This is a genomic window from Lacinutrix chionoecetis, assembly GCF_053604665.1.
Map to the genome: position 1 here is coordinate 528,860 of NZ_JBSHNQ010000086.1, position 12,558 is coordinate 541,417.

The following is a 12,558-nucleotide window of genomic DNA, read 5'->3' on the forward strand; positions in this document are numbered from 1 at the left end:
ACTCGAAATCGAGAAACTTTCAATAAAAACGTAAAACAAATATATAAATTGTTTTCTAAGGTTTGTAATTAGCAAAACAAGATTATTAACATTATTACATGGAATGAGCCAACGCATGAGTGTATCACTAACTAAAGTGTGCCTTGGTAAATTCCATCTTACAATATAAAAAAGAATAAAAACAACAGATGAAGTCTCAAGATATTCGCTCTACATTTTTAAATTTCTTCGAAAAAAAGAAACACAGTATCGTGCAATCTGCACCAATGGTTTTAAAGGATGATCCAACCTTAATGTTTGTAAACTCTGGAATGGCACCTTTTAAAGAGTTTTTTTTAGGTAATGCGCAACCAAAAAATAACCGCTTAACAGATACTCAAAAATGCTTGCGTGTTTCTGGAAAACATAACGATTTAGAAGAAGTTGGTTACGATACCTATCACCATACCTTATTCGAGATGTTAGGTAATTGGTCTTTTGGAGATTATTTTAAAATGGAAGCCATTGCTTGGGCTTGGGAGTTATTAACCGAAGTTTATAAAATCGATAAAGATATTTTATACGTCACAGTTTTTGAAGGAAGTGAGGATGCAGACAACCTGGAAATGGACACCGAAGCTTACAATATCTGGAAACAATACATTAGTGAAGACCGTATTTTAAAAGGTAATAAAAAGGATAACTTTTGGGAAATGGGCGATCAAGGACCTTGCGGGCCTTGCAGTGAAATCCATGTAGATATTCGCTCTAAAGAAGAAAAAGCAAAAGTAAACGGTAAAGATTTGGTAAATATGGATCATCCACAAGTGGTGGAAATCTGGAATTTAGTATTTATGCAATACAACCGTAAAGCAGACAGTTCACTTGAAAATTTACCAAACAAACATATAGATACAGGAATGGGCTTCGAGCGTTTGTGCATGGTATTGCAAGATGTAAAATCTAATTACGATACCGATGTTTTTACACCAATTATTCGTGAAATTGAAACCATTACAGATAAAGATTACGGAAAAGAAGAGAAAATAGATATTGCTATTCGTGTAATAAGCGATCATGTGCGTGCCGTAGCATTTTCTATTGCCGATGGGCAATTACCAAGTAACACTGGTGCTGGCTATGTAATAAGAAGAATTTTACGTCGTGCCGTACGTTATGGCTTTACGTTTTTAGATAAAAAAGAACCATTTATTTACAGATTAGTCGATGTTTTGAGTGCTAAAATGGGAGACGCATTTCCAGAATTAAAAGTACAAAAACAATTAATTGAAAACGTAATTAAAGAAGAAGAAACCTCGTTTTTAAGGACTTTAGATCAAGGTTTGCTATTGCTTGACCGTATTGTTGAAACTACAAAAGGAAAAGAAGTTTTAGGAGCTAAAGTTTTTGAATTAAAAGACACCTATGGTTTTCCTGAAGATTTAACCGATTTGATTCTGCGTGAAAAAGGTTATACCTACAATTTAGAAGAATTTAATGCGGAGCTCGAAAAACAGAAAAATCGAGGTCGAGTATCGTCATCACTAAAATCTGAAGATTGGACTACACTAATTGAAGATGCCGAACAAGAATTTATTGGTTACGACGCTTTAGAAGCGAATGTTAAAATAACGAGATACAGAAAAGTCACCTCCAAAAAAGATGGTGAAATGTATCAATTAGTATTCAATTTAACACCTTTTTATGCAGAAGGAGGTGGTCAGGTAGGCGATAAGGGCTACTTGGAAGACATACATGGAGATGTTATTTACATTGTAGATACTAAGAAAGAAAACAATGTAATTATTCATTTTGCTAAAAATTTACCAGAGCATATAAACGAAACATTCAAAGCTGTAGTAGATGCTAAGCAGCGTTACAGAACAGAATGTAATCATACGGCAACACATTTATTACATCAAGGATTACGTGAAATTCTAGGCACGCACGTAGAGCAGAAAGGAAGTGCAGTACATTCTAAATATTTGCGTTTCGATTTTTCTCATTTCTCTAAAGTTACCGAAGAGCAATTACAAGAAGTAGAAAATTTTGTAAACCGAAGAATTGAAGGTAAATTACCATTAGAGGAAAGCCGAAACGTTCCAATGGATAAAGCACTTGCAGATGGTGCAATGGCTTTGTTTGGCGAAAAATATGGAGATGCTGTACGTACTATTCGATTTGGGCAATCTATAGAATTATGTGGTGGAACACATGTACAAAACACAAGTGATATCTGGCATTTTAAAATTGTAAGTGAAGGAGCTGTTGCTGCTGGGATTCGTAGAATTGAAGCCATTACAAGCGATGCTGTTAAAAACTTTTATGTTGAAAAAAGCAAGGTGTTTTCTGAAATGAAGGCGCTTTTAAATAACGCTAAAGATCCTAAAGAAGCTTTAGTTAAACTTCAAAATGAAAATTCCGATCTTAAAAAGCAAATAGAAGGCTTATTAAAAGACAAAGCCAAAAACATGAAAGGTGAGTTAGCCAGTAATTTAAGCGAAATTAATGGTGTACTGTTTTTAGCAGAGAAAGTAGATTTAGATGCTTCAGGTATTAAAGATGTGGCCTTTGAGCTAGGACAGAAACATAAAAATTTATTCCTGTTATTTGGATCTGATGCTGGCGGAAAAGCCTTATTAACCTGCTATATTTCTAAAGAGTTGGTTGCAGAACGTGGATTTAATGCGGGAACTGTAGTTAGAGAATTAGGAAAATTAATACAAGGAGGCGGAGGCGGACAGCCGTTTTTTGCCACTGCTGGCGGAAAAAATCCAACTGGTATTGAGGAGGCACTATCACAAGCAAAAAAATATATTGAATAATACACGCCATTCTGAACTTGTTTCAGAATCTAATGCAATGAAACTACAAACCGAAATAAAACTTAAACAGCAAGAACATAATCAAATAGATTATAACTCAAAACTCTTGCTTTTAGGCTCGTGTTTTTCAGAAAATATTGGTGCTAAATTTAGCTACTTTAAGTTTCAGAATGTTTCTAATCCATTTGGTATTTTATTTCATTCAAAGGCAATCGAAAATTTACTGGCACGTGCCATCGATAAAAATCTGTATTCTGAAAAAGACATATTTTTACACAATGAGCAATGGCATTGTTTCGATGCGCATTCCAGTTTAAGTAATACTTCTAAAGATGGTTTACTACAAACGTTAAACGCGCAATTATTACTTACGAACAAGCAAATTACCCAATCAACTCACATAATAATTACATTTGGTACTGCTTGGGTTTATAATTTGGTTTCTAATGGAGAAACTGTGGCTAATTGCCACAAAGTAGCTCAAAACCAATTCGATAAACACTTGTTATCTATTGACAGTATCAAGCAAAGTATTGAAAACAGCATTGAAGCTATAAAATCTGTAAATAAAGAGGCTACAATTGTGTTTACGGTGTCGCCAGTAAGGCATATAAAAGATGGTTTTATTGAAAATACGCAAAGCAAATCGCATTTAATTTCGGCAATTCAATCGGTGTTGTCAACGCAAGAGCAGTCTAAAAGTTTAAATTATTTCCCTTCCTATGAAATTATGTTGGACGAGCTTAGAGATTATCGTTTCTATAAGAGCGATATGTTACACCCTAACGATACAGCCGTAACTTATATTTGGGAAAAGTTTGTGCAAGTCTGGATGGCGGCAGTAACACAAGAAACAATGCTAAAGGTAGAAACCATTCAAAAAGGACTTCAGCATAAACCATTCAACAAAAATTCTCAGGCGCATCAAATATTTCTTAAAAAATTAAATCAACAAATGGAAGCACTTAAAAAAGATTTCCCTAACGCGTCTTTTAATTAACGTTAAGCATTTTTAAATGTGCTCTATTAGGTTCTTTGGCTAATTTTCAAGTCATTTGTCGATTTTATTATAAACTACAGGTTTCTATTTTTATATTTAATTCGCTATTAATCAATACTATAATTTGAAACATCAATTCCTAATTAAGCTAACTGCTTTTTAGAAGTTGATGTTTTTTTATTTCCCTATTTTGTCTTAGATTGTTTTTACTTATTTTCAATTCATGAAAAAAATATTATTTGGTGTTATCGTCACATTAATCATACTTTTTACCTTTAAATATTGTGGAGATCAACGTGAAGACAAAATGGTTCTAAAGGAAAACTCAGCCTTAATTCAAGAATCTATTAAAAATGTTGGGAAGCTTGTGGTTACAGAAGGCCATTTTAGCCAAGTATTCAATTATAATAATTCTAAAAATTTATTTGCGAGTTTAATTTCTGTAGAAAAAAAGGCGCTTGTAGTTGTAAATGCAGACGTAACAGTTGCCTACGATTTAAGTAAAATTGAATATAAAATAGATGAAGCAACCAAGACTTTAACCATTTTAAGTATACCAGAAGAAGAAATAAAAATTAGTCCAGACTTTGAATATTACGACATTCAAGCCGATTTTCTAAATCCATTTGAAGCCAAAGACTATAACGCAATAAAGAAAACAGTAAACGCGCAGTTAATGAAGAAAATTGAAGCTTCAGATTTAAAAACAAATGCAAAAAACAGATTAATAAGTGAGTTGTCTAAATTTTATATTCTTACAAACTCTTTAGGCTGGACCTTGCAATACAACGAAAATCCAATAAATTCTCCAGAAGCCTTTCAGGATTTAAAACTATAATCTGTTTTTAACACTAACCCATCCACCACCATTAGTAGCATCAACATTATTTAAATTTAAAAATTTAGCAGCTTTCGCAGAGCGCACACCGCTTTGGCAACAAACAATTACAGGCTTATTTAAAGCTTTAACTTCCTCAACGCGATTATTTAATTCATTTAAAGGAATATGTTTAGAATTTTCAATATGCCCATTATCCCATTCTCGCTGAGTTCTTACATCTAAAATTATAGCGCCATTGTTTAAATATGTTTCAACTTGTCGCTTTTTAGCGCCAAAAATAAAGTCTAAAAATCCCATAGTTTCTTTTTGTTTAAATTTACAAAATATTAAGCATATTTATAGTGGTTCTCTCTCCTTTATAGCGCATTAAAAATAAGAATGAAACACCAAACCCGCAAAGAAGAAATAATAAAAACATCAGCTAAACTTTTTAAGGAAAAAGGGTATAGTGCTGTAAGTATGCGAGATATTGCAAAAGAAATGGGCATCAAAGCGTCCAGCTTATACAATCATATTAGTTCTAAGCAGGCTATTTTAACCGAAATTATAATTTCTATTGCAGAAGCGTTCACTAATGGTATAGAAGTGATTATGTCTTCAAAAATAAATAATATCCAGAAACTAAAGCAGGTTATATCACTTCACATTACAATAACTACCAAAAACACGTTTGGGATGTCCTCTTTAAATAACGATTGGATGCATCTTGAAGAAAGCTTAGCGTATTACTTAAAACTACGAACAGATTACGAAGCTAATTTTAGAACCATAATTATAGAAGGTATTAATAAAGGCGAAATTATAAACGAAAATCCCGAAGTTATGCTATTTTCAATACTATCTACTTTACGTTCGTTGCACCTTTGGATTCCTAAAAAAGAAGACTTAAACCCATTAGAATTAACAAACAATCTTAGCAATATCCTAATTAACGGAATCAAACAATAATTCTCTGAATTTTTGTATATTTGTAATTGAAACTAACAAGTGTTAGTTAAAAAATACAAATGGCAGAATTTCATAATATAAAAGTTAAAGACATTTACATAGAAGCAGGTGATTGTGCTGTAGTGTCTTTCGATATCCCAGAAGCGCTTCAAGATGTTTTTAAATTTAGGCAAGGACAGCATTTAACCTTAAAAAAGATAATTAATGGCGAAGATATTCGTCGTTCATACTCTTTATGCTCAAGTCCTCTGGATAAAGAATGGAAAGTGGCAATCAAACAAATTCCTGAAGGTGTATTTTCAAATTACGCCGTTAAAGAACTCAAAAAAGGTGATGAGTTAGAAGTTATGGCACCAAGTGGTACTTTTGGTGTGGATTCAAAACCAGAAGCAGCTAAAAATTATTTGTTTTTTGCAGCTGGAAGTGGTATTACTCCAGTGTTATCAATGGTTAAAACACATTTAGCCGAAGAGCCTAACGCGACCAGCAAGCTATTTTATGTAAATAAAACAGCAAAATCTATTATCTTTAAAGAAGAATTAGAACAGCTTAGAAATAAATATTTTGGAAGATTGGAAATCTACTATTTCCTAACTAAAGAACGTCGAGATATCGAATTGTTTAACGGGAGATTTGATGATGAAAAAATGGATATCTTAACCAAAACATTTATCGATATTCCAGACACCTCCGAAGTATTTCTTTGCGGTCCGGAGAAAATGGTAAATTACGTAGGCGACTATTTAATAAAGAAAGGACTACCAAAAAACTTGGTACATTTCGAGTTGTTTGTAACCGGATTGTCAGACGAAGATATAAAAAGAGCCGAAAGACTTTCTAAGCAAAATGTAGAAGGCACAGAAATTACAATTGTAGATGGTGGTAAAGAGTTTTCTTTCACCATGACAAAAGAATACGATAATATTTTAGATGCCGCATTAGGTGCAGGAGCCGATTTGCCTTTCGCATGCAAAGGAGGCGTTTGCAGCACCTGTAAATGTCAAATAAAAGAAGGCAACGTAGAAATGAAAATTAACTACGCATTAGAAGACAAAGAAGTTGCACAAAATTATGTGTTGAGCTGTCAAGCAGTGCCAACATCAAAAAAAGTAGTGGTCGATTTCGACGTGTAAAATAATAATGGCGTTACCCTTTTTTGCTTTTAATGGCAAAAAAGCGTCAGGCTTTCGGCAGTCGCTCTCTTCGAGGAGCTCCAACAATGCCTCAATCCTTAACGCTTGGACTGAGCTTGTCGAAGTCCGCAACAGCAAAAGGTCAACAGCCAACAGCTAAAAAAACAAAGTTCAATCAGCTAAAGGCCAATTGCCAATAGCTTAAAGCTAAAGAAAATGAGTGAAGAACAAATAAAAAATCTGGAAGAACAATTCGAAGCACGCATTGCGCGCGACGAAAAAATAGAGCCTAAAGACTGGATGCCAGAAAAGTACCGTAAAACGCACATCAGGCAAATGTCGCAGCACGCACATTCCGAAATTGTAGGCATGTTGCCAGAAGGCAATTGGATAACCAGAGCACCATCATTAAGACGAAAAGTAGCATTACTTGCAAAAGTACAAGACGAAGCTGGTCATGGCTTATACCTATATAGTGCCTGCGAAACCTTAGGTGTTTCAAGAGAAGAATTATACGAGCAATTGCATACTGGAAAAGCCAAATACTCAAGTATTTTTAATTACCCAACAGTCACTTGGGCAGATATGGGAGCAATAGGTTGGTTGGTCGATGGTGCAGCCATAATTAACCAGGTACCATTATGTAGCACCAGTTATGGGCCATATGCAAGAGCGATGATTCGTGTTTGTAAAGAAGAAAGCTTTCATCAGCGACAAGGTTACGAAATCATGATAAAATTAGCTAATGGTACACCAGAGCAAAAGGATATGGCACAAGACGCTTTAAACCGTTGGTGGTGGCCAAGTTTAATGATGTTGGGTCCAACAGATGCAGAATCTGTGCATACCGAGCAATCAATGAAATGGAAGCTAAAACGAAAGTCTAACGACGAGTTACGTCAGCAATTTATAGATCAAACCGTACCACAAGCAGATTTAATAGGACTCACCATTCCAGATCCAGATTTAAAATGGAACGAAGAACGCCAAAGTTACGATTTTGGAGAAATTAATTGGGATGAGTTTTGGCAAGTGGTAAAAGGTCATGGACCATGCAATAAAGAAAGAATGAAAGCAAGAGTAAACGCCTGGGAAGGCGGCGAATGGGTTAGAGATGCAGCAATGGCTTATGCAGAAAAGAAACAAGATAGAAAACAAAAACAAGCAATATAATTGTCATTGTCAGTTCGAGTGAAATTGCACTTTTGCAATTTTGTATCGAGAACCAGATGAAAAAATACATATAAATTATGTCAAACAAAAAAAACTGGCCACTTTGGGAGGTCTTCGTAAGAAGTAAAAACGGATTAGAACATCGTCACTGCGGAAGTTTACACGCAACAGACGAAGATATGGCATTAGAAAATGCACGCGATGTATACACAAGAAGAAGTGAAGGCGTTAGTATCTGGGTTGTAGAATCTAAACACATTACAGCATCAAACCCAGAGAATAATGGAGAAATGTTTGAGCCAGCTCAAGACAAAGTATATCGTCATCCAACATTTTACGATTTACCAGATGAGGTGAAACATATGTGACGCTTGCGTCATCCCGAACTTGTTTCGGGATTTCATCCACCGAAAGTAAATCAAAAATTGAAACTAAATGTCATGCTGAGCTTGTCGAAGCATCTCATTAAAAAAACAGTTAATCACTAACAATTTCTTTCCTTTTCAAGGAAAGGTGCCTGAAAGGCGGAAAGGTTATAACATGAAAAACGAAAACTTATATAATTATATACTTGGTATTGCAGATAACAGTCTTATCCTCGGACAACGATTAGGAGAATTATGTGGTCATGGTCCAAGTTTAGAAACTGATATTGCATGTACTAATATCTCTTTAGATTTATTCGGACAAGTAAGAAGTTATTACCAATATGCAGCAAAAATAAAGGGAGAAGACACAACTGAAGATGATATTGCTTTTTTAAGAAAGGAACGAGACTATTTAAACGTATTATTAGTAGAGCAGCCAAATACAGATTTTGCTTACGTCATTGTACGTCAGTTTTTGTTCGATGTATACCACTTGTTGCTTTTAAACGAATTGCAAAAAAGTCATGATGTTACATTGGCAGCCATTGCAACAAAATCAATAAAAGAAGTAAGTTATCACGAACGTTTTTCGTCAGATTGGGTGAAGCGAATTGGAGACGGAACAGAACAAAGTAAAGCGAAAACACAGGAAGCCGTTAATAACCTATGGACGTACACAGACGAATTATTTCATCAAACCGAAGCCGACATAGCAATGGTTTCAGAACATATTGGAGTTGATGTCACAAAATTAAAAGAGTCTTATTATGCTAAAGTAAACGACATCTTAACCGAAGCAACTTTAGAAATTCCAGAATCAAAATATTTCCAAAAAGGAGGAAAAAAAGGAATACATACCGAACATTTAGGCTATTTATTAAGCGATATGCAATACATGCAACGTGCTTATCCTAATATGGAATGGTAAAATTCCTGCACAGGCAGGAATCTCATAATCGAAAAGCAAAAGCTATTCGGTTAAAAAGTAAACGTCACTTCGAGTGATTTGGGAAGTATGAGCAAATTGTATCGAGAAGCAATAAAATAAGATTCCCATTTTCATGGGAAGTGAACATGACAACAACAGAACAAAACATAGACGAAATCTTAATTCCAATCTTGGAACAAGTTTCAGATCCTGAAATTCCGGTATTATCCATTATGGATATGGGAGTTGTTCGTTCGGCAGTCATAGAAAATAATAGTGTAAAAGTGCAAATAACGCCAACCTATAGTGGTTGTCCAGCAATGGATGTTATAGGAGATGATATAAAAAAAGCACTCAAAGAAGCAGGATATAATTCAGAAATAGAATTAATTCTTGCTCCAGCTTGGACAACCGATTGGATAACACCAAGAGGTAGAAAAGCTTTAGAAGATTATGGTATAGCTGCGCCATTAAATGCTGAAGCAGATAAAGAGGTTTTGCTAAATGGAAAACGATTGGTAAAGTGTACCAATTGTGGTTCAAAAAATACAAGATTAATAAGTCAGTTTGGTTCCACAGCATGCAAAGCACAATTTCAATGTGACGATTGCCAAGAACCGTTTGACTATTTTAAATGTTTAAAATAACAAATTTCTGCGAAGGCAGGAATCTCATTAAAGAGTAGTGAGATTATAAATTGAAGAATTTGTCATTCCGCACTAAATGCGGAATCCACTTAAAAATATGATAATGTCACCTCGAGAGCAGTCGAGAGGTCTCAAAATAAAAGTAAAAAAAATGAACAAAAGCATTCTGCTTAATATCGAAAATAAAATAGCAACAATAACGCTAAACAGACCAGAAGTATTCAATAGCTTCAATCGTGAAATGGCATTTTTATTACACGACACCTTAGATGCCTGCGAAAAAAATAAAGAGGTAAGAGCAATCGTGCTTACCGGAAACGGAAAAGCATTTTGTGCTGGTCAAGATTTAAAAGAAGTCACAGATCCAGATTTAAATCCAGGGTTTAAAAAGATTCTCGATGAACATTATAATCCAATAATTACAAGATTAAGAGCTATAAAAAAGCCAATAATCGCAGCAGTAAACGGTGTCGCAGCAGGAGCAGGAGCAAATATTGCTTTGGCTTGTGATATTGTAGTAGCACACGAAAAAGTGAGTTTTATTCAAGCGTTTAGTTTAATTGGTTTAGTGCCTGATAGTGCAGGAACATTTTTTTTGCCACGACTAATAGGTTTTCAAAAAGCATTAGCATTAGCCATGTTAGGTGATAAAATTTCAGCTGAAGAAGCAGAGAAAATGGGTATGATTTACAAGTGCGTGCCGCTTGAAGAATTTAACGACACGATTAATAAACTATCTTCAAAGCTGGCAAATATGCCAACCAAAGCCTTAGGCATGATTAAAGAATTGTACAATAAATCTATGACTAACGATTTAGAGTCACAATTGGCTTTAGAGTCTAAATTACAAATAGAAGCAGCTCAAAGTGAAGATTATGCAGAAGGCGTAGCTGCATTCATAGAAAAAAGAAAACCTAATTTTAAAGGTAATTAATTAACGACATCAACCTGCAAGGTTTTAAAAACCGTGTAGGTTTTCAAAGCAATAAAATGAATATAGGAATAATAGGTTCTGGAACAATGGGAAGTGGCATCGCGCAAGTGGCTGCAACTTCTGGTTGCAAAGTAAAATTATACGATACCAATCAAGCGGCTTTAAGTAGAGCTGAAGCTGCATTAGAGAAAATATTACTGCGTTTAATCGAAAAAGGAAGAATGGATTCTGAAGAAAAAAATAGAATCCAGTCCAATATTTCTTACGTTGATAGCTTAAAGGATTTAGCAGATTCAAATCTAACTATCGAAGCTATTATTGAAAATCTTGATATTAAAAAGGCGGTATTTTCAGAATTAGAAAGTTACGTATCAGACGACTGTATTATAGCATCCAACACCTCAAGTTTGTCCATTGCATCAATAGCAGCATCACTTATTAAACCAGAACGTTGTATCGGTATTCATTTTTTTAATCCAGCACCTTTAATGAAATTAGTTGAGGTCATTCCCGCCATTCAAACATCAAACGAAGTGCTTGAAAAATCAATACAGACCATTAACGATTGGAAAAAAACTGTAGCAGTTGCTAAAGACACACCAGGATTTATAGTAAACAGAGTAGCAAGACCATTTTACGGAGAGTCATTAAGAATTTATGAAGAAGGATTAGCCGATTTTGCAACGATTGATCATAGTTTGAAATCTTTAGGAGGTTTCAGAATGGGACCGTTCGAATTGATGGATTTTATAGGCAACGATGTTAATTACACAGTAACAGAAACTGTTTTTACTGCTTTCTATTTCGATCCAAGGTACAAACCAGCATTCACCCAAAAACGTTTTGCAGAAGCAGGTTATTTAGGACGTAAATCTGGGAAAGGATATTATAATTATTCTGAAGGAGCTGTAAAACCAAAACCAAAAGAAGATACAGTATTAGCGCAAGCAATTTTTGATAGAGTATTAGTCATGCTAATCAACGAAGCAGCAGATGCTTTGTTTTTAAACATTGCTTCAGCAGAAGATATAGACAATGCAATGACAAAAGGCGTTAATTACCCAAAAGGATTATTAGCTTGGGCAAATGAAAAAGGAATCGATTGGTGCGTTAATAAAATGGATGAGTTGTATAATGAATACCATGAAGATAGATACCGTTGCAGTCCATTATTGCGTAAAATGAAAAGAGAAAACAAAACATTTTTTTAATAGAATGTCAGTTCGAGTGAAATTGCTTTTACAGCAATTTTGTATCGAGAATAAATTGAAATGAAATGTCACTCTGTGCTTGTCGAAGAGTTTCAATAATAAAACAATAAGATTCCTACTTTCGTGGGAAATAAATATGAAAGGTGAACAAATCCCACATAAAATGTTATCTCAAGACGCGTACAGCACGTGGTTGGGAATAGAAGTTTTAGAAAGTGAAATAGGGCGTTGTAAAGTAGCAATGACCATAAGAAAAGACATGCTAAATAGCATGAACAAGGCGCATGGAGGAATTAGTTACTCTTTAGCAGATACTGCTTTCGGGTTTGCAGCAAACACGCATGGTAAATATGCTGTTTCTATTGAAACAAGTATAAATCATATAGAAGCATTAAATGAAGGCGATTATATAATTGCAGAATCTGTAATTGAAAAAGTAAATAATAAATTAGGCTTCAATATTATTGAAGTAAAGCGAGGAGATGAGTTGGTAGCATTATTTAAAGGCGTGGTTTATCGTACTCAAAAAAACTGGGAAGAAAACTAATATAACAAACAATTAAAATATTAA

At 34.5% G+C, this 12,558-nt stretch carries 13 protein-coding genes; 12 read left to right on the top strand and 1 reads right to left on the bottom strand.

Annotated elements, in window-relative coordinates:
- Positions 1-188: 188 nt before the first annotated feature.
- From alaS to ACVC43_RS14565, 3 genes are all read left to right on the top strand, one after another.
- Positions 189-2,804 (top strand): alanine--tRNA ligase, encoded by a 2,616-nt coding sequence (gene alaS, locus ACVC43_RS14555; protein WP_452225261.1) that lies wholly within the window; start codon positions 189-191, stop codon positions 2,802-2,804.
- A complete protein-coding gene (locus tag ACVC43_RS14560) occupies positions 2,797-3,804 on the top strand; it encodes a GSCFA domain-containing protein (protein ID WP_452225262.1) in 1,008 nt (335 codons plus the stop codon). Before alaS ends, ACVC43_RS14560 begins: the two co-directional genes overlap by 8 nt.
- Before the next feature lie 223 nt (positions 3,805-4,027).
- A complete protein-coding gene (locus tag ACVC43_RS14565; RefSeq protein WP_452225263.1) occupies positions 4,028-4,642 on the top strand; it encodes a DUF4230 domain-containing protein in 615 nt (204 codons plus the stop codon).
- Here the strand turns inward: ACVC43_RS14565 and ACVC43_RS14570 are convergent.
- Positions 4,637-4,942, bottom strand: a complete 306-nt coding sequence (locus tag ACVC43_RS14570) for a rhodanese-like domain-containing protein (RefSeq protein ID WP_452225264.1) — start codon at positions 4,940-4,942, stop codon at positions 4,637-4,639. The two genes, ACVC43_RS14565 and ACVC43_RS14570, sit on opposite strands and share 6 nt — an antisense overlap.
- A gap of 81 nt (positions 4,943-5,023) precedes the next feature.
- Here ACVC43_RS14570 and ACVC43_RS14575 point away from each other — a divergent pair, with 81 nt between their 5' ends.
- The 9 genes from ACVC43_RS14575 to ACVC43_RS14615 all read left to right on the top strand — a co-directional run bounded on the left by ACVC43_RS14575 (position 5,024) and on the right by ACVC43_RS14615 (position 12,534).
- Positions 5,024-5,593, top strand: a complete 570-nt coding sequence (locus tag ACVC43_RS14575) for a TetR/AcrR family transcriptional regulator (RefSeq protein WP_452225265.1) — start codon at positions 5,024-5,026, stop codon at positions 5,591-5,593.
- Between the two features lie 59 nt (positions 5,594-5,652).
- A complete protein-coding gene (locus tag ACVC43_RS14580) occupies positions 5,653-6,726 on the top strand; it encodes a 2Fe-2S iron-sulfur cluster-binding protein (protein WP_452225266.1) in 1,074 nt (357 codons plus the stop codon).
- Positions 6,727-6,942: 216 nt separating this feature from the next.
- Positions 6,943-7,899 (top strand): 1,2-phenylacetyl-CoA epoxidase subunit PaaA, encoded by a 957-nt coding sequence (gene paaA / locus ACVC43_RS14585; protein ID WP_452225267.1) that lies wholly within the window; start codon positions 6,943-6,945, stop codon positions 7,897-7,899.
- Between the two features lie 77 nt (positions 7,900-7,976).
- Complete coding sequence (gene paaB, locus ACVC43_RS14590; protein WP_452225268.1) at positions 7,977-8,267, top strand: 1,2-phenylacetyl-CoA epoxidase subunit PaaB; 291 nt, start codon at positions 7,977-7,979, stop codon at positions 8,265-8,267.
- Between the two features lie 172 nt (positions 8,268-8,439).
- A complete protein-coding gene (gene paaC, locus ACVC43_RS14595) occupies positions 8,440-9,195 on the top strand; it encodes a 1,2-phenylacetyl-CoA epoxidase subunit PaaC (RefSeq protein ID WP_452225269.1) in 756 nt (251 codons plus the stop codon).
- Positions 9,196-9,341: 146 nt separating this feature from the next.
- On the top strand, positions 9,342-9,842 hold the full coding sequence (gene paaD, locus ACVC43_RS14600) for a 1,2-phenylacetyl-CoA epoxidase subunit PaaD (RefSeq protein ID WP_452225270.1): 501 nt from the start codon (positions 9,342-9,344) through the stop codon (positions 9,840-9,842).
- 151 nt (positions 9,843-9,993) lie between these two features.
- Positions 9,994-10,776: an enoyl-CoA hydratase-related protein gene (locus tag ACVC43_RS14605; RefSeq protein WP_452225271.1), complete on the top strand. Its 783-nt coding sequence runs from the start codon at positions 9,994-9,996 to the stop codon at positions 10,774-10,776.
- Between the two features lie 56 nt (positions 10,777-10,832).
- Positions 10,833-11,987: a 3-hydroxyacyl-CoA dehydrogenase NAD-binding domain-containing protein gene (locus tag ACVC43_RS14610; protein ID WP_452225272.1), complete on the top strand. Its 1,155-nt coding sequence runs from the start codon at positions 10,833-10,835 to the stop codon at positions 11,985-11,987.
- Positions 11,988-12,123: 136 nt separating this feature from the next.
- Complete coding sequence (locus tag ACVC43_RS14615) at positions 12,124-12,534, top strand: PaaI family thioesterase (protein WP_452225273.1); 411 nt, start codon at positions 12,124-12,126, stop codon at positions 12,532-12,534.
- Positions 12,535-12,558: the final 24 nt, after the last annotated feature.